The 15804-nt window shown below is 43.1% G+C and carries 20 protein-coding genes and 2 pseudogenes; 15 read left to right on the forward strand and 7 right to left on the reverse strand.

The genetic code is table 11. From position 1 onward, the window contains the following. The 11 genes and pseudogenes from ACOCD9_RS18525 to ACOCD9_RS18575 all read left to right on the forward strand — a co-directional run. Window positions 1-112, forward strand: a 112-nt coding sequence (locus ACOCD9_RS18525) for a transposase (protein ID WP_036400142.1), incomplete at its 5' end; no start/stop codon positions are given. Continuing rightward, window positions 109-1944: a tetratricopeptide repeat protein gene (locus tag ACOCD9_RS18530; RefSeq protein WP_419548147.1), complete on the forward strand. Its 1836-nt coding sequence runs from the start codon at window positions 109-111 to the stop codon at window positions 1942-1944. The genes ACOCD9_RS18525 and ACOCD9_RS18530, both read left to right, overlap by 4 nt. Window positions 1945-2025: 81 nt before the next feature. After that, on the forward strand, window positions 2026-2259 hold the full coding sequence (locus tag ACOCD9_RS18535; RefSeq protein WP_002800859.1) for a hypothetical protein: 234 nt from the start codon (window positions 2026-2028) through the stop codon (window positions 2257-2259). A 6-nt stretch (window positions 2260-2265) separates the two neighbouring features. Further along, complete coding sequence (locus ACOCD9_RS18540) at window positions 2266-2523, forward strand: type II toxin-antitoxin system RelE family toxin (protein ID WP_052275388.1); 258 nt, start codon at window positions 2266-2268, stop codon at window positions 2521-2523. Further along, window positions 2510-2734 carry a hypothetical protein gene (locus tag ACOCD9_RS18545; protein WP_287702596.1) on the forward strand — a complete coding sequence of 75 codons (225 nt, stop codon included), beginning with the start codon at window positions 2510-2512 and terminating at the stop codon, window positions 2732-2734. Before ACOCD9_RS18540 ends, ACOCD9_RS18545 begins: the two co-directional genes overlap by 14 nt. Before the next feature lie 36 nt (window positions 2735-2770). Next, complete coding sequence (locus ACOCD9_RS18550; protein ID WP_002734551.1) at window positions 2771-3190, forward strand: XisH family protein; 420 nt, start codon at window positions 2771-2773, stop codon at window positions 3188-3190. Next, the gene (locus ACOCD9_RS18555) at window positions 3178-3516 is read left to right on the forward strand and encodes a XisI protein (protein ID WP_002732833.1); all 339 of its coding nucleotides are present in this window, start codon (window positions 3178-3180) and stop codon (window positions 3514-3516) included. Before ACOCD9_RS18550 ends, ACOCD9_RS18555 begins: the two co-directional genes overlap by 13 nt. Before the next feature lie 97 nt (window positions 3517-3613). Beyond that, entirely contained in the window at window positions 3614-3832 is a 219-nt protein-coding gene (locus ACOCD9_RS18560) for a DUF2283 domain-containing protein (RefSeq protein WP_002734335.1), read from the forward strand. A 108-nt stretch (window positions 3833-3940) separates the two neighbouring features. Next, the gene (locus ACOCD9_RS18565; protein ID WP_002753976.1) at window positions 3941-4255 is read left to right on the forward strand and encodes a DUF433 domain-containing protein; all 315 of its coding nucleotides are present in this window, start codon (window positions 3941-3943) and stop codon (window positions 4253-4255) included. Continuing rightward, the gene (locus ACOCD9_RS18570; RefSeq protein ID WP_150975360.1) at window positions 4245-4580 is read left to right on the forward strand and encodes a DUF5615 family PIN-like protein; all 336 of its coding nucleotides are present in this window, start codon (window positions 4245-4247) and stop codon (window positions 4578-4580) included. The genes ACOCD9_RS18565 and ACOCD9_RS18570 overlap by 11 nt, the downstream gene beginning before the upstream one ends. Window positions 4581-4955: 375 nt before the next feature. After that, window positions 4956-5345: pseudogene (locus tag ACOCD9_RS18575) on the forward strand (element excision factor XisH family protein). A 67-nt stretch (window positions 5346-5412) separates the two neighbouring features. Here ACOCD9_RS18575 and ACOCD9_RS18580 read toward each other — a convergent pair. From ACOCD9_RS18580 to bchM, 5 genes are all read right to left on the reverse strand, one after another. After that, window positions 5413-5760, reverse strand: coding sequence for a carbon dioxide-concentrating mechanism protein CcmK (locus ACOCD9_RS18580; RefSeq protein ID WP_002733188.1), 348 nt, complete (start codon window positions 5758-5760; stop codon window positions 5413-5415). A 104-nt stretch (window positions 5761-5864) separates the two neighbouring features. Next, window positions 5865-6173 carry a carbon dioxide-concentrating mechanism protein CcmK gene (locus tag ACOCD9_RS18585; RefSeq protein WP_002782143.1) on the reverse strand — a complete coding sequence of 103 codons (309 nt, stop codon included), beginning with the start codon at window positions 6171-6173 and terminating at the stop codon, window positions 5865-5867. A 51-nt stretch (window positions 6174-6224) separates the two neighbouring features. Then, window positions 6225-6719: a peptide-methionine (S)-S-oxide reductase MsrA gene (gene msrA, locus ACOCD9_RS18590; RefSeq protein WP_419548148.1), complete on the reverse strand. Its 495-nt coding sequence runs from the start codon at window positions 6717-6719 to the stop codon at window positions 6225-6227. After that, complete coding sequence (gene panB / locus ACOCD9_RS18595; RefSeq protein WP_419548149.1) at window positions 6712-7479, reverse strand: 3-methyl-2-oxobutanoate hydroxymethyltransferase; 768 nt, start codon at window positions 7477-7479, stop codon at window positions 6712-6714. The genes msrA and panB overlap by 8 nt, the downstream gene beginning before the upstream one ends. A 3-nt stretch (window positions 7480-7482) precedes the next feature. Beyond that, window positions 7483-8175, reverse strand: coding sequence for a magnesium protoporphyrin IX methyltransferase (bchM, locus tag ACOCD9_RS18600; RefSeq protein ID WP_419548150.1), 693 nt, complete (start codon window positions 8173-8175; stop codon window positions 7483-7485). A 616-nt stretch (window positions 8176-8791) separates the two neighbouring features. Between bchM and ACOCD9_RS18605 the strand changes: the two genes are divergently transcribed. The 4 genes from ACOCD9_RS18605 to ACOCD9_RS18620 all read left to right on the forward strand — a co-directional run bounded on the left by ACOCD9_RS18605 (window position 8792) and on the right by ACOCD9_RS18620 (window position 12407). After that, window positions 8792-10072 (forward strand): S8 family serine peptidase, encoded by a 1281-nt coding sequence (locus tag ACOCD9_RS18605; protein ID WP_287702587.1) that lies wholly within the window; start codon window positions 8792-8794, stop codon window positions 10070-10072. Window positions 10073-10237: 165 nt separating this feature from the next. Continuing rightward, entirely contained in the window at window positions 10238-10450 is a 213-nt protein-coding gene (locus tag ACOCD9_RS18610) for a ketohydroxyglutarate aldolase (RefSeq protein WP_149107051.1), read from the forward strand. 303 nt (window positions 10451-10753) lie between these two features. Beyond that, window positions 10754-12175, forward strand: coding sequence for a pyruvate kinase (gene pyk, locus ACOCD9_RS18615; protein WP_287702584.1), 1422 nt, complete (start codon window positions 10754-10756; stop codon window positions 12173-12175). Between the two features lie 79 nt (window positions 12176-12254). After that, window positions 12255-12407, forward strand: coding sequence for a histidine phosphatase family protein (locus ACOCD9_RS18620; protein WP_287702582.1), 153 nt, complete (start codon window positions 12255-12257; stop codon window positions 12405-12407). Window positions 12408-12527: 120 nt separating this feature from the next. On the opposite strand, the gene clpB is transcribed toward ACOCD9_RS18620, so the two are convergent. Together clpB and ACOCD9_RS18630 are read right to left on the reverse strand one after the other, a co-directional pair. Next, window positions 12528-15146 carry an ATP-dependent chaperone ClpB gene (gene clpB / locus ACOCD9_RS18625; RefSeq protein ID WP_287702580.1) on the reverse strand — a complete coding sequence of 873 codons (2619 nt, stop codon included), beginning with the start codon at window positions 15144-15146 and terminating at the stop codon, window positions 12528-12530. Window positions 15147-15571: 425 nt separating this feature from the next. Then, window positions 15572-15804 (reverse strand): annotated as a pseudogene (locus tag ACOCD9_RS18630) (transposase); the annotation flags it as partial.

Below are 15804 nucleotides of genomic sequence, written 5' to 3' on the forward strand. Positions count from 1 at the left end.
AGTGGAAGGAATTAATAATAAACTGAAGGTGATTAAAAGGAGAGGCTATGGATTTAGAAACTTTAAAAACTTTAGTCTTAGATGTTTATTAAATTGGCATTTTGCTAGTTGATTTTACATGGTAAGTTCGGAAGAACCAAACAAAATTATGATGAAAAATGGAATGATGGGCAATTAATAGACGCAATCAGCAAAGGGTTAACCGCTAAACCCTGTTTATTAGTGTTGAATAATTTGGAAACGGTACTAACTGCCCCAGTAAATTTGGTTTATCAGCAATTCTTGCAAAAATGGTTAAACACAGAAAGCAGCAGTAAGCTATTAGTCACCAGTCGAGAACAGCTAAAATTCCCCGTCAATTTGCAAGATTATTATTATTCTTGGCCTTTAAAAGGGTTAAAAGAAGCGGATGCGATGCGTTATGTCACCGAAGATCACGGCTTAACGGGAAGCGATGAAGAATTAGCCCAATTTGTCGATAAAATGGGAGGTCATCCCCTCTTAATGGAATTGGTTTGTAGTTTGATGAAAGATAAGTTTGGGAAAGGGGTTTCTGTCACCGAGTCGCAAAATTTGGGCTTAAATATGTTTGATGTGGAGGGTTATCACCGCGACACGGAAACCTGTGTCAGAGAAGTGATTACCGCCAGTTTAGCGCGATTATCGAAAGAGTTTAGGGAGAGTTTAACGCGGTTATCGGTATTGCGCGAGAGTTTTGATTTAGGGTTAGCGCAGGGGTTAATTCCAGCAATAACTGAGGAAGATTTACGCTATTTAGCTCGTTTATCTTTATTACAAGAATTTCCCCCCGAATACAATGTAAAACGGCGACAGTTTCAGTTTTTGCCTTTAATATCAATGGTGGTGCAAGATCAAGCAAATCCTGAAATATTGCGATCTGCCCATCAATTAGCCTTAGATTATTATTTAGCTCATTTACCTGTCCCTCCCTGGGAATCCTTGGAAGATTTGAAGGAATATTTAGAGGCGTTTCACCATGCAGGGGAATTGGGAGAATGGCAGTTAGCTTACGATATTTTGAATGAGGATCGAGGAGGAGAAGGGAAAGATAAATCGGTTAATAGTTTTTTGGATTTACAAGGATTTTATCGTAAGCGAGCAGAACTGTATGAGGAAATTATTGCAGGGAGTCAACGAGAACAAGATTGTCATCGCAACTCATTAAACCGTCTGGGCAATTGTTATAAAGACTTGGGTCAGTATGAAAAAGGGATCACCTATCACCAGCAACATCACGACATTAGTGAAGAAATCGGTTATCGCCTAGGGGTGGCAATTTCTCTAGGGGGTTTAGGCAGTTGTTATAGATTATTGGGGCAGTATGAAAAAGCGATCGCCTATCACCAACAATTTCACGACATCAGTGAAGAAATCGGTTATCGCCTAGGGGTGGCAGTTTCTCTCGGGAATTTAGGCAATTGTTATTATGACCTAGTACAGTATGAAAAAGCGATCGACCTCTACCAGCAATATCACGACATCAGTGAAAAAATCAGCTTTCGGCAAGGGGTGGCAATTTCTTTCGGTAATCTAAGCAATTGTTATTCTTCCTTGGGACAGTATGAAAAAGCGATCGCCTATCACCAGCAATCTCTCGACATCAGTGAAAAAATCGGCGATGAGCAAGGGGTAGCATCTTCTCTACATACTATAGGGAGTATATTGCTCAAACTAGAAAACTACAGCGAAGCAGAAAGAAAAATTCAAGCATCCTTAGTAATTTCTCAAGCTATTGATCATAAATATTTAATCGCCTATAGTTTAAGAGTCCTTGCGAAAATTGCCCACCAAACTAATCGCCCTGAACTTGCCCTCAGTCATTGCCAAGAAGCGCTTGAATTATGCCAAGAACTGGGGATTCCCTTGGTTAAAGATTGTGAGGAACTGTTAGGGCAAATTCAGGTTACATTAGAAGGAGATTAGAAATCCTTGATCACCTATACCAACCATGAAAATTAAAGCAATTCTCAAAATTTAACTCTTTATCCAAATAGGAGAAATTTCATGAGTACCACCATCAATCTTAAAATTACGTTTGAATCTCTAACTGAAGCGATTAAATCCCTTGACTTAACGCAAAAACAACAATTATTAGAAATACTAGAACAACAAATTTTTCAAGCAGAAGAAACTTCCTATCAAGACGACGAGGAAACCTTAGCAGAACTTCAACAAGTTCGGGATGAATATCAATCAGGCGACTATGTGACCCTTGAACAATACTTGAGCAAGGATTAAATCACAATGGATTATAGTATTAAAATCTCTAAATCTGTACAAAAACAGATTGATGACTTACCTAATCCCATCAAAAGTCGTATTCTTGAAAAAATCAAAGATTTATCAATAGAACCGCGTCCCTCTGGTGTAGTTAAATTAAAAAATTCTGATTATGAATACCGTTTGCGTGTTGGTGACTATCGAGTTCGCTATGAAATTGATGACCCAAAACAGGCAATACTCATCTTGCAATGTAAACATCGAAGAGATGTCTATCGCTAATAATTTAGAAACATTGCGCTACTTCAAATCCAAATTGGTGTTTCTCGCCGAAATCGCCCACAAAACCAATCGCCCTGAACTTGCCCTCAGCTATTGCCAAGAAGCGCTTGAATTATGCCAAGAATTGGGGATTACCTTGGTTAAAGATTGTGAGGAATTGTTAGGGCAAATTCAAGGAAACTTAGGAGATTCAGACAATAACTTAAAGTAAACCTGAGAAAATTTCAGTTTTTATCTATAAAAAACAATGCCTGCCAAAGATATTTTCCATGACTGTGTAAAACACGCCCTAATCAAAGACGGCTGGACAATTACCCATGACCCCCTACGGATTCGTTTAGCAAGAGGTAAAAACCTGTTTGTTGATTTGGGAGCAGAAAGACTATTAGCCGCAGAAAAGGGAACAGAAAAAATAGCCGTTGAAATTAAGAGCTTTACTCGTCCCTCTGATATGAAAGACCTTGAAGAGGCAGTTGGTCAATTTGTCGTTTATACCCATCTTTTAAGGCGTTATTATCCCGAATATAAACTATTTTTGGCTGTTAGCGAAAACACCTGCAAAACAGTATTTGAAGAAGAAGCAGGTCAAACCTTAATTGAAGATGGTATTATTGAGTTATTTAGTTTTGATCCCAACCAGGAGGTAATTGTACGATGGCTTCCTTAATTGCCCAATATCGGCAAATTATTGAAAAAACATTCCAAGATTATGCCGACTTCCTCGACACCGATCACCAAATCCAAATCGAATTAGTCCTAGATCAAACCCGCGATCGCTATTTATTGGTTGAAACAGGTTGGCAAAATGGTTATCGAATCTACGGAACCCTATTACATATTGATATTATTGATCAAAAAATTTGGATTCAACACGACGGAACTGAGGATGGTATTGCCGATGAATTAGTAGCTGCGGGAATCCCTCAAAACCAGATTATTTTAGCCTTTAAATCCCCTGAAATTAGACCCTATACAGGCTTCGCTGTCGCTTAACGTTCAAATATGATGGACAATTCTCAAAACCGCAATCACCCACCAAATGAATCACTATTAGAAGAAGATTAGAAACTCTTGATAACCCAAGTCAGCCATGAAAATCACCTACTTTCAAGATACGGATACTCTATACCTAGAGTTCAATAACAATCCCATTGTCGAGACTCAAGAAATCAATGAAAATACCTTAGTTGATCTTGATCAGCAGGGGAATATTTGTGCAATCACCTTGGAACACGCCAAAAGCTTAACGGATCTGAATGCTTTTTCCCTCGAAACTATTGTCGCGCCTCAATTAGCATCAAGTTTATAAGAGTTGTCATAATAAAATTATTCTATAAACCTTGACGTGATATAATATATATGACATTTGGGCGCAGATTCCTTGTGACCCTATAATCGGACAAATTCGTTATTATCAATGACAACAACTTTAATCAATCACATTGAAATTACCCCAGAAACTTGTGGCGGTAAACCGCGCATCGCAGGTCATCGCATCAAAGTCCAAGATGTCGTTATTTGGCACGAACGCCTGGGAATGTCACCCGATGAAATTGTTTATCATTATCCCAGCATTACTTTAGCTGATGTTTACGCGGCCCTTTCTTACTATCACGATCACCTTGAAGAAATTAGACAACAAATCACAGATGATGATACCTTTGCCAAGGAAATGCAAGCTAAAACACCTTCTCTAGTCCAAGAAAAACTAAAAAAAATGAATGGGCAATAAAATTAAATTTCACCTTGATGAAAATGTAAGCTATAGCATTGCTCTTGGATTGCGCCAGCGAGGCCTTGATGTTACTACCACTCCAGAAGAAAATTTATTGGGGGTATCTGATGAAATACAATTGCAATTTGCTTTAGCCAATGGTCGCGTGATTTTTACTCAAGATACTGATTTTTTAAGAATCAATCAATCATCTATCACTCATGCAGGAATTGCTTACTGTCCCCAACAAAGTAAATCTATTGGTCAAATAATTCGAGGACTACTCTTAATCTGGGAAATTCTTGAACCCGAAGAAATGTATAATCACATAGAGTTTATATAGAACCGCATGAAAAAGTGAATTAGTATTTGGCAGATCGATAAAAATAATCAAAAAGCTAATTTTGTTACTCTTTACTACGATAAAATTAAGGAGTATGAATAATGCAAACCGTCCAACTTTTTCAACAAGTCAAATTATGTAGAGATGTCCCCGACACTATTTTTTAAAAAGGTGATCAGGGAACAATTATTGAATATTTACCTCCTAATGAACAACAACCAGAAGCAGGTTATCTCCTAGAAATGTTTGACAATAACGAAACCCTTGACGTGATAGCCGTTCCCATTTCTTGGATAACTTCTATTAACTAACGATTAGCAAAAATTCAGGCTATATTAGAAGAAGATTAGAAACTCTTGATAACCCAAGTCAGCTATGAAAATTAAAGCGATTATTCATCCTGCCGAAGAAGGCGGTTATTGGGCAGAAGTTCCAGCCCTTCCAGGTTGAATCACGGAAGGTGATAGCCTAGAAGAAGTCACCCATAACTTAAAAGATGCGATCAAAGGATGGTTAGCTGTTGCCAATGAATCCTATGAAATTAAAAGCTTTATCGGAACATCGGAAGTCGAAGACTTAAAAAATGCGCTGGGCCAATATGTTCTTTATGAAAAAATCATCAAACGTCAACAAATAGAGGCCGAAGTTTCCCAACTCAAAGACTTGAAAGAAAGGGCAACGGCTCAAATATGGGCTTTGATAGTCACTGTTATGGGTGCAACTGTTGCAGCAACTATCAAATTTGGTTTTCTGACTAAAACTTAAATCATCATTAAAAACTAAGTTGGAACTAGACAAGTTCCAACCAGTAACAAAAAATTGACCTTGAATATTAACGACGGATTGGTGCCATCGCACCGTCGGCAGCAGCACGAAAAGGTTCCACTGCCTCGCTATAATCGATCGGTAAAATAGCCACCACGTTATCGTGAGGACGGGGAATAATTACCCAGGTTTCTAAAGCTGCCCCCTCGGTTTTATTGACGGCTTCAATGCCGGCAGCCATAGCGGTTTTTACCTCCTGTACATCCCCACGAATATTGAGGGTAAAACGGGCGCTTCCTGCCCTTAAATAACCAACAATCGTGATCCGTCCTGCTTTTACCATCGCATCGGCGGCCGCTAGAATACCGGGGAAACCTTTTGTCTCGATCGATCCCACCGCGGGTTGGGCTGTCATAAATTAACTCCTAATAACAAAAATCAGATAAGTTCAATTGATAGAATCCAATCTATTTTCCAGTCTTTAACTATAGTCTAGTTTGGGGCCAATCGCTAGGGAAATTAACTGCGAAAACGGTCTGACTTAGCCGTATGCTGCACTGGTAAAACCGCCAGTACATTTTCTGGAGGATTCGGTACGATGTAATGACTGACCACATTGCCACCAAAAGCGGTCATCGCTGCCGCTAATCCTGCCTCTACTGCCGGTTTAACCTCGGAAATCGGACCGCGAATCGCCACCAAAAATTCGCCCCTTTCCGCTAGATCGAAATAAACTAGGGTGACTCGTCCCCCTTTAACCATGGCATCCGCCGCCGCTAAAACGGGGGGAAAACCCAACGTTTGAATGACTCCGACCGCCTCGGGCATTTTTCCTGATCTCCTGCGAAAGCAACTTTACATTATACCCCGAACCTGTCTTTATATTTTCTTCTGCAAATCCCCGACCGATCGAGCCTGTTTTTTCTCTAAATACTGTTGATGGGACTGATCGGCCAGATAATAATCTCCTGCGGGTTCGATCAAAGTAACGATATCTTGCTGAAACTTTCCCGATAGTTGTAGTTGACCCTTGGAAGCAGTGGCGATTAACTTTTGTTCCGGGGTGTGATAGAAAATAATCGATCGATATTGTTCTCCCCGGTCCGGTCCCTGGCGATTTAACTGAGTCGGATCATGGATTGACCAAAAAACGGCTAATAACGCCTCATAGCTTATTTCTTGGGGATTATAGGCAATTTGTGCCACTTCCGCATGGCCGGTAATTCGTGATAACACATCGAGATAACTAGGATTGGGGAAATGTCCCCCCATATAACCCACGGAAGTGGCTAAAACCCCCGATAAACGCCGAAATGCGTCCTCGGTTTTCCAAAAACAGCCGGCCCCAAAGGTGGCTTTTTCGCCGTTATTCATTTCTCCTCACATCCTTGGCAAATTCTACAACTGCTTTTGTAATTGTTTCGCTTAAATTAGCATAAACTTTGGCAAAAGGGGGAGCTTTTTCGGTTAATCCTAGAATATCCGCCGTTACTAACACCTGACCATCACAATCTTCCCCCGCACCGATACCAATCGTCGGGATAGTCAATTTATCGGTAATAGTAGCGGCTAAATTGGCGGGAATATGTTCCAAAACCAGGGCAAATACTCCCGCTTTCTCCAAGGCTAAAGCTTCCTCGATTAATCTTTGTGCATCCGATGGAGTTTTTCCCTGCTGACGGTATCCTAACCGATGCACCGACTGGGGAGTTAATCCGATATGACCCATAACAGGGATGCCTATCTCGGTTAAACGTCTAATCGTCTCGATCATAGCGGGATAACCTCCCTCTAATTTTACCCCTTGCACTCCCGCTTCCTTTAACATCCTTCCGGCGGAGTGAATTGCCTGACTGACACTTTCCTGATAGCTGAGAAAAGGCAAATCACAGACAACTAAAGCTTGTTTTACCCCACGAGACACGGCCGCCGCGTGGTGAATCATCGCCTCGAGGGTGATCGGTAAAGTGGTAGGATAGCCCAAAGCGGTCATAGCTAAGGAATCACCTACCAAGATAATATCAATTCCTGCCCGATCGAGCAGTCGCGCGATCGGATAATCCCAAGCTGTGAGGGTGACAATCGCGCGTTTTTGCTGTTTCCACTCGATTAATTTGCTGGTGGTGACTGCCATTATTTATTCACTGCGGACAGCTTCGAGGATACGGGAAAAATAGAAACGAGTGCTAGTCATACTCGTCCGTTCGATTTTAAAGCCATTTTCGTTTAAAGCGGCGATAATAGTTTTTTCCTTGTGTTGATAAGCGCGAGTGGTTTTACTCGGACCGGGGAAAAATTGACCAATTTTCTTGAGAATGGTTAATAAACAGGTTTTAGGGGCAAAACTGAGGATTAAACGGGATTGAGCTAGGGATCCCAGGTGTTTAATCATGCCTAAGGCTTCTTCTGTGGGATAGTGAATAAGAACATCCAGACAGATGACCGTGTGATATTGGCCGGTTAATGCTTCTAAATCTTGAACGGCAAAGGTGAGTTTACTGGTATCTGCTAACTCTTTGGCTGCTCTTTCCTTGGCTTCTGTCACCATTTTCTCAGAAATATCACTGGCGAAAATAGTTGCGCCCGCTTTAGCGAGGGGAATACTAAGACTACCGACTCCACAACCAGCATCACAGATTGAGAGTTCGGGCAAATTGTCATCACTTTCTAACCAACCGATAACGGTATCGATCGTCTGTTGATGACCGATGCGAATATCTTTTTGTACTTTGTTAACTTCGCCATCCCCATAAATCCGGCGCCAGCGATCGAATCCTGTGGCATTAAAATAGTCCTTGACTATGGCTTTATCGTCTAATGTGTTGGTCATAACGAAATCTAAAGGAGTGGTCTCTGAGCTACGCCGAAGAGCGGAGATGGTTATTAGTTTATCCTACCGTGAAAGCCAGTTTTCCGACTGAATCATTCAGGGTTGCCGTTAGAACATGAGTATTATTTTGTTCCCCCGTGCTGCCAAGCATTGTCAAAGATTTGTAAATTTTTTGACCAAAATCCTTGAGGTAATGTTAGGCTGATCGCAGAAAGAAAACCATAGCTTAATAAAGATCGGATATAAGGTGAGGGTTTTAAACTTATATGATCGGTTTGAGGCTAAATACATAAAAAAATTGATTGAGATTCCCTAACCTAGTTCCGTTGTTTCCCAGAACCCGAATTACTAGAAAAAATTTAACACCAGTAGGGTTAGAGTCCAGAAACAACGGCACTTAGAGACCGAAGTGAACTTAGGAAAATGGTTTCCCAAACCGTGAACATTTTGAGGGTGGGTAATTAACTGACTCATCTCTTGCCGAACCATCCTGAACAATTAAAGGATGGTTAGACCAGTGGTTGATGATTGAAAAATCTTCGATAAAAAGGCTGGTGGTTAAGCCATTTTTCTGTGATTGTATTAGCAAAATATCCATTTTTTGGAGGTATTTTTTATGTCTGGACAAGCGAGTTTTCCTATCCCCAGTACCGCCTCAAATGAAGAAACCACGGGGCGATATATTGTTACTTTCCAAGATGGAGCAACCCCGGAAGGAATCGCCGCCCTGCGAGATGTGGCGGGGATATCTGCCTTGCCCGATGCCCGGGACTTTGCCGATTCGGCCATGGACAGTTCAGAACTAGATGCGGCGGGAGGGGGAACCTTTCCGACTTTGGGGGTGGCAGTGGTTTCCCTGGATGACTTAGCCTTGAGCGGTGTCATGAACATAGCGGGGGAAAGTTCGGCAATTTTAGCGATCGAACCCGAACGAATTTACTATGCGATCGAGGAGGGTTTATCCTCGGAATACCTCAAGGGTTATCGCGATGCCGTCAATCATCTTTATGAACAGTCCAAGGCTAAAAAAGAGCCGGGAGATAAGGATCTCGCAGCCCTAGCCTTTCTCGATGATGCCCAATCCACTTGGGGATTAAAAGCCACGAAAGTAATCAATTCCCGTGGTCGCACTGGTCGCGGCATTAATGTGGCTGTATTAGATACGGGTATGGATTTAAAGCATCCCGACTTTTTTGGGCGATCGATCCAAAGTAAGTCTTTTGTACCGGGAGAAGCGGTGCAGGATGGTCAAGGTCACGGCACTCACTGTATCGGCACCGCTTGCGGATTTAAAGATGTCAACGGTCGCCGCTATGGGGTCGCCTACGAAGCCACCATTTATGCGGGCAAAGTTCTCAGTAATGCTGGCAGTGGCTCCCAAAGTTGGATTCTCGCCGGCATGGAATGGGCGATCGCCAGTCGCTGTGCGGTGATTTCTATGTCCTTGGGCAATACAGTTCCAACTCCTTCCACTGCCTACGAAACTATCGGTCGTCGCGCTCTGCAAAATGGTTGTTTGATTATCGCGGCGGCCGGCAATCACCGGCCTGGTACTGTGGGTCAACCGGCTAATAGTCCCTCAATTATGGCTGTGGCAGCGATCAATAGTAATCTGCGATTAGCCTCTTTCTCCTGTGGTTCCGGTACTGCCCAAGGTGCTAACGTAGATATCGCCGGCCCCGGGGTGGCGATCTATTCTTCTGTACCGATGCCCCGACGTTACGACGTTTTTAACGGCACCAGCATGGCTACCCCCCATGTGGCTGGAATTGCAGCCCTCCACGCTCAAGCTTCGGGGGTGCGCGGGGCGCAACTATGGCAGTTACTCACCTCGAAAGCCTTGCGACTGTCTATTCCCACCGTTGATGTGGGTAGTGGACTGGTCCAAGCGCCTTAGCAGTCAGTATTCAGGAATTAGGAGTCAGGAGATTATTTTTATTTATTCTCTCCCGTCTCCCCTCTCCCTTCTCCCCCATCTCCCTACTTCCCCACTTCCCTGCTCACCATCTCCCCTGCTCTCCCTTCTCGACTCCTGCTCATCTTTTTACTTTCATTAATAGCCATGGAACAGATTATCGTGACGATCGATGAACAGCATTTAGCCGATATTCAGACAGTGGCCAATAATTTACAATCCCTGGGCATGACAGTAGATAATATATTATCGGTTTCTGGCATTATTACCGGTTCGGCCTCTCGATCGCTGATCCCTTCTTTAAAGGCAGTCCAGGGAGTTCTCGATGTGGAGGAAGATAAGGAAATGCGGGCTATATAAGCTGTTGACGATCTGAATTACTCGTTAAGACTCCAGGGGAGCGCTGGAGCTTTTTTCAGTGTTGCCAAAGGCACGGCGTAGCCGTCCAGTAAACAGTAATCAGTGAAAGGAAAGCTCCCAACTTGCCACTTAATAGTATTGAAAACTCAAATCTGATCACTGATCACTGACTCCTGACGGTGAAGCAGTGGACCGGGAGCGATTGCAAGTCTGTGGAAAAGCTTAATTTGTTTTTCGCTTCACCGTTAGTTAACCTAAAGTGAATATCATGTAATCGTCCCAAGATCGATTAGTAAGGGTTCCATGTCAATTATTACCCATAGAACTAAGATCGTAGCCACGATCGGCCCTGCCAGTAATTCGCCAGAAGTCCTCAAGCAGATGATCGGTGCGGGGATGAATGTAGCGCGGCTAAACTTTTCCCACGGTAGCTACGAAGATCATGCGAGAGTTGTCAGCCTTTTACGGCAAATTTCTCAAGAATTAGACAATCCTATCACTCTCCTGCAAGATTTACAAGGACCGAAAATTCGCGTCGGTAATCTCCCCAATGGTTCCATTACCATCAACGACGGCGATTATCTCACCCTTGTACCCATGGATGAGTATCGGGGAGAAACGAACACCGTTTCGATCGATTATCCCTATCTGGCCGAGGAAGCACAGCTAGGTGAGCAAATTCTCCTCGATGATGGCTTATTAGAGCTAAAAATCGTTGAAATTAACGGAAAAGACCTAAAATGTCAAGTGTTGGAGGGAGGAATTCTCAAGAGTCGCAAGGGAGTTAATCTACCCCGTCTCAATTTGCGCTTACCTTCCATGACCGAAAAAGACAAACAAGACCTAGAATTTGGTCTTTCTCAGGGGGTTGATTGGGTTTCCCTCAGTTTTGTTCGTAAAGGAGAAGATATCAAGGCGATTAAGGCATTTTTAGCCGAGAGAAATCATGGGGATGTGCCAGTGATGGCTAAAATTGAAAAACCGCAAGCGATCGAAAATTTAGAGTCAATTATCGAGGAATGTGACGGCATTATGGTGGCCCGGGGCGATTTGGGGGTAGAATTAAGTCCCGAAAAAGTCCCCATGTTGCAAAAACGCATTATCAGACTCTGCAACATGAAAACTATTCCCGTCATCACTGCCACCCAGATGTTAGAAAGCATGATTCACAATCCCCGACCGACTCGGGCCGAGGCCAGTGATGTGGCTAATGCAATTATCGATGGAACCGATGCGGTGATGTTATCGGGGGAATCAGCAGTGGGAGATTTTCCCGTCAAAGCGGTGGCTATGTTGGCCAAAATCGCCCATGATGTGGAAGCGGATGTGAAGTTTGATAATGCTCCCCCCAATCAGTCCGATGAAACTCACGCTCTCAGTGAGGCTTTAGTGGCGATCGATCAAACCCTTGATCTCCGTTATATTGTCACTTTTACCACCTCTGGCTACACTTCGCTACTGGCTTCTAAGGAACGTCCCTCGGTTCCCGTCATTGCCATGACTCCCAATAAACGAGTCTATCACCGTCTCAATCTAGTCTGGGGTGTGATCCCGATTCTTCTCGATCATCAGGTGTCCGTCTTTGAGGATGTGTTAAAGCAAACGGAATCAATTCTGCTTCAGAAAAATCTAGCGCAATCGGGCGATAAAATCTTGATTATGGCGGGAATTCCCATGCAGAAAACTAAAGGCACCAATTTCCTCAAAATTCACACGATTTCGTAGGTTCTAGGAGTCGGTCGTCAGTATTCTCCGAGTCGGTCTCCTCCCCACTTCCCCACTTCCCCATTCGCCAAGAAAACCCATGTCAAAACTTGTATTAATTCGTCACGGCCAAAGTCTTTGGAATGCGGCGAATAAATTCACTGCATGGGTCGATGTTCCCTTGAGGGAACGCGGTAGGGCTGAAGCCATGATCGCTGCCTGTAAACTGAAAGAGGCCAATATCACGATCTAGGGTTTGCTGAAAAAGTCCCCTCGATTTCTCAACGTTTGTCTCTGGGACTTTTTTGACTAAAAAAGTCCCAAAACCATTTTCTAGTAAGGCTTCCAATAAGATTCAGCCAACCCTACTTAATTAAGCAGTTACTACCGGGGAAGCTAACCGTTTAAAGGTCAATCTTTCATCGGCCACATCGACAAAAATCGTGTCTCCCCCTTTAAATTCGCCGCGCAGAATTGCCTTAGCGATCGGAGTTTCCACATATCTTTGTACTGCCCGTTTTAGGGGTCGCGCACCGTACACTGGATCGTAACCAATTTCTGCTAGATAATCGAGGGCAATATCGGCAAGTTTCAGGGCTAATTTTTGTTCCATCAAGCGATCGCTGAGATTGGCTGTCTGTAGTTTGACAATCGATCGCAGTTGCGCTTTTTGTAAACTATGGAAAATGATCGTTTCATCGATACGATTGAGGAATTCGGGACGGAAACTATTCCGCATTGCTTCCATCACTCGTGCCTGCATTTCCTCGTAACGAGACTCATCACCGGCCACGTCTAAAATGTATTGAGAACCGATATTACTGGTCATAATAATGATGGTATTTTTGAAATCAACCAGATGACCTTGAGAGTCGGTTAAGCGCCCATCGTCAAGGATTTGTAACATAACGTTAAAAACGTCGGGATGGGCTTTTTCAATCTCATCAAAAAGGATGACAGAGTAGGGACGACGCCGGATTGCCTCGGTTAATTGTCCCCCTTCATCGTAGCCGACGTATCCCGGAGGCGCACCCATGAGACGGGAAACGCTGTGTTTTTCCATGTATTCCGACATATCGATGCGAACTAGGGCCTCTTCCGTGTCAAAGAGATTGCGAGCTAAAGCTTTCGCCAATTCTGTCTTACCAACCCCTGTCGGACCGAGGAAAATAAAGCTGGCCGTGGGACGGTTGGGATCTGATAAACCAGCGCGGGAACGTTGAATCGCTTCGGCCACGGCTGTGACCGCTTCTTCTTGACCGATGACACTTTCGTGTAATTCCTCTTCCAGATTGAGGAGTTTTTCTTTTTCCGATTCGATTAATTTATTGAGAGGAATTCCCGTCCATTTCGAGATAATTTCGGCGATATCCGATTCGAGAACTTCTTCCCTTAATAAACTTTTACCGGTGGTTTGTTTGTCGGCCAATTGGGTTTCTAGGGCGGACATTTGCCGCTGCAGATCGGTTAATTTTCCGAACTTTAATTCGGCGGCGCGATTATAATCATAATCTCGTTCAGCCTGTTGAATTTCTAGATTAACTTGTTCGATCGCTTCTTTAACCCCACGAACTTTATCGATAATCTCTTTTTCCCCTTGCCATTGGGCATTTAATCCCGATTGTTCTTCCTTGAGGTTAGCCAGTTCTTTTTCTAACTTTTCTAACCGTTCTCGCGAAGCTGGATCGTATTCCCGTTGTAGGGAAAGTTTTTCCATTTCTAACTGGAGAATTTTGCGATCAATTTCATCGAGTTCTTCTGGTTTAGAGGTGATTTCCATCTTCAATTTTGCCGCCGCTTCATCAACTAAATCAATGGCCTTATCGGGCAAAAAGCGATCGCTAATATAACGATTAGAAAGCAGTGCCGCCGCCACTAAAGCATTATCGGCAATTTTCACCCCATGATGCACCTCATAACGTTCTTTAAGACCTCGAAGAATCGAAATAGTATCAACCACATTTGGTTCATCTACTAAAACCTCTTGGAAGCGTCTTTCTAACGCCGCATCTTTTTCGATATATTTGCGGTACTCATCGAGGGTAGTGGCCCCAATACAACGCAATTCACCCCGGGCTAACATTGGTTTTAATAAATTGCCCGCATCCATTGCCCCTTGAGTGGCTCCCGCACCGACAACGGTATGAATTTCATCAATAAACATGATAATATTGCCTTGGGAATCGGTGACTTCCTTGAGGACAGCTTTTAATCTTTCCTCAAACTCCCCGCGATATTTTGCTCCCGCAATTAAGCCGCCTAAATCGAGAGAAATGAGGGTACGATCTAACAGAGATTCTGGCACATCACGGTTAATAATCCGCTGGGCTAATCCTTCGACAATGGCGGTTTTTCCTACTCCCGGTTCCCCGATTAAAACCGGGTTATTTTTAGTCCGACGCGAGAGAATCTGAATCGTGCGACGGATTTCGTCATCCCGTCCGATTACGGGGTCTAATTTACCTTCCCGCGCCAATTGGGTGAGATCCCGTCCGTATTTTTCTAGGGCCTCGTATTTGCCTTCTGGATTCTGATCGGTCACTTTTTGACTACCTCTGACTTGTTGAATAATTTCTTTGAGTTTGTTTTCGGTAAGTCCGAATTCTTGAAAAATATTTTTACCGAAGCGATCATCTTTAGCATAACCTAAAATTAAATGCTCGATCGAGATAAAGTCATCTCCAAATTCTCGACGATAATTTTCCGCTCGATCGAGTAAACTATCTAAACTACGACCTAAATAAATCGAGTCGCCGGGGTTAGAGATTTTCGGTTGACGACGGATAAAGTCATCGGTTCGATCCCGCAAACGGGCTAGACTAATATTAGCTTTACTAAAGACACTGCCCGCTAATCCCTCCTGTTCGAGAAGGGCTTTCATTAGATGTTCGCTTTCGATTTGTTGCTGGCTGTTCTGTTTGGCAATGTCTGGCGTTTTGACGATTGCCTCCCAAGCTTTTTCAGTAAATTGTTGTGGATTGGTTGGCTGCATTTTCTATAAGAGATTACTTTTATACTCTAGAGATTATTCTAGATTGACTGGTTTGTTGGCTCCTAGGGGCTTACCGTACCTAGTTAAGGGGGATTTCCCCTCAATGGTGCGATTTAAGCGGCTAAAGTTGCGTCTGGGAAATTTTAGTACAAATGTTCAAACTCTCAACCAAGCTAAAATCTTAATTATTGAAGATGTCCACTGATTACTAGAGTTCTTGCATAATTAATTTTCGAGAGTTCATACTAAATCCGGTTATTAAAGACTGATTATTTATTCCCCCTTTTGCATGAGTGCCTTTTGCATGAGTGCCTGTCCTCATAAGTAGCCTATACTCAACGGATTTAGTATAACTAGCCTAGACATTAGTAGCTTTGAATCGGCGATAACCTGTGTGCGCTGGTATAGTTATCGCCAGTTGGATTCCGAAAATTTTTACAGAAACGGTAGCATCTCCTTACCAGAGTTTTTAATGATAGCCAAATTGCTTCAATCGGATTTTCTTCAGGAGCATAATGAGCAAATAAATGACAGGTTATTTTCCAGTTTTCTGGGGCTAAACCTTCATTTACTTCAGCTAAAAAACCTTGTATTAATTCCCCTCTATGATAGGAAGCTACATCCCAAAAGATAATAATTCTTTTACCTGGATTTATCT

It is taken from the genome of Microcystis sp. (assembly GCF_048564745.1).
GTDB classification, from domain to species: domain Bacteria; phylum Cyanobacteriota; class Cyanobacteriia; order Cyanobacteriales; family Microcystaceae; genus Microcystis; species Microcystis ichthyoblabe_A.

Bases quoted from the DNA above. Each gene is read 5' to 3' on its own strand.
- ACOCD9_RS18535 (WP_002800859.1), top strand. From the start codon at position 2,026: ATGAGTACCACCATCAATCTTAAAATTACGTTTGAATCTCTAACTGAA.
- ACOCD9_RS18540 (WP_052275388.1), top strand. From the start codon at position 2,266: ATGGATTATAGTATTAAAATCTCTAAATCTGTACAAAAACAGATTGAT.
- ACOCD9_RS18545 (WP_287702596.1), top strand. From the start codon at position 2,510: ATGTCTATCGCTAATAATTTAGAAACATTGCGCTACTTCAAATCCAAA.
- ACOCD9_RS18550 (WP_002734551.1), top strand. From the start codon at position 2,771: ATGCCTGCCAAAGATATTTTCCATGACTGTGTAAAACACGCCCTAATC.
- ACOCD9_RS18555 (WP_002732833.1), top strand. From the start codon at position 3,178: ATGGCTTCCTTAATTGCCCAATATCGGCAAATTATTGAAAAAACATTC.
- ACOCD9_RS18560 (WP_002734335.1), top strand. From the start codon at position 3,614: ATGAAAATCACCTACTTTCAAGATACGGATACTCTATACCTAGAGTTC.
- ACOCD9_RS18565 (WP_002753976.1), top strand. From the start codon at position 3,941: ATGACAACAACTTTAATCAATCACATTGAAATTACCCCAGAAACTTGT.
- ACOCD9_RS18570 (WP_150975360.1), top strand. From the start codon at position 4,245: ATGGGCAATAAAATTAAATTTCACCTTGATGAAAATGTAAGCTATAGC.
- ACOCD9_RS18580 (WP_002733188.1), bottom strand. From the start codon at position 5,760: ATGACAGCCCAACCCGCGGTGGGATCGATCGAGACAAAAGGTTTCCCC.
- ACOCD9_RS18585 (WP_002782143.1), bottom strand. From the start codon at position 6,173: ATGCCCGAGGCGGTCGGAGTCATTCAAACGTTGGGTTTTCCCCCCGTT.
- msrA (WP_419548148.1), bottom strand. From the start codon at position 6,719: ATGAATAACGGCGAAAAAGCCACCTTTGGGGCCGGCTGTTTTTGGAAA.
- panB (WP_419548149.1), bottom strand. From the start codon at position 7,479: ATGGCAGTCACCACCAGCAAATTAATCGAGTGGAAACAGCAAAAACGC.
- bchM (WP_419548150.1), bottom strand. From the start codon at position 8,175: ATGACCAACACATTAGACGATAAAGCCATAGTCAAGGACTATTTTAAT.
- ACOCD9_RS18605 (WP_287702587.1), top strand. From the start codon at position 8,792: ATGTCTGGACAAGCGAGTTTTCCTATCCCCAGTACCGCCTCAAATGAA.
- ACOCD9_RS18610 (WP_149107051.1), top strand. From the start codon at position 10,238: ATGGAACAGATTATCGTGACGATCGATGAACAGCATTTAGCCGATATT.
- pyk (WP_287702584.1), top strand. From the start codon at position 10,754: ATGTCAATTATTACCCATAGAACTAAGATCGTAGCCACGATCGGCCCT.
- ACOCD9_RS18620 (WP_287702582.1), top strand. From the start codon at position 12,255: ATGTCAAAACTTGTATTAATTCGTCACGGCCAAAGTCTTTGGAATGCG.
- clpB (WP_287702580.1), bottom strand. From the start codon at position 15,146: ATGCAGCCAACCAATCCACAACAATTTACTGAAAAAGCTTGGGAGGCA.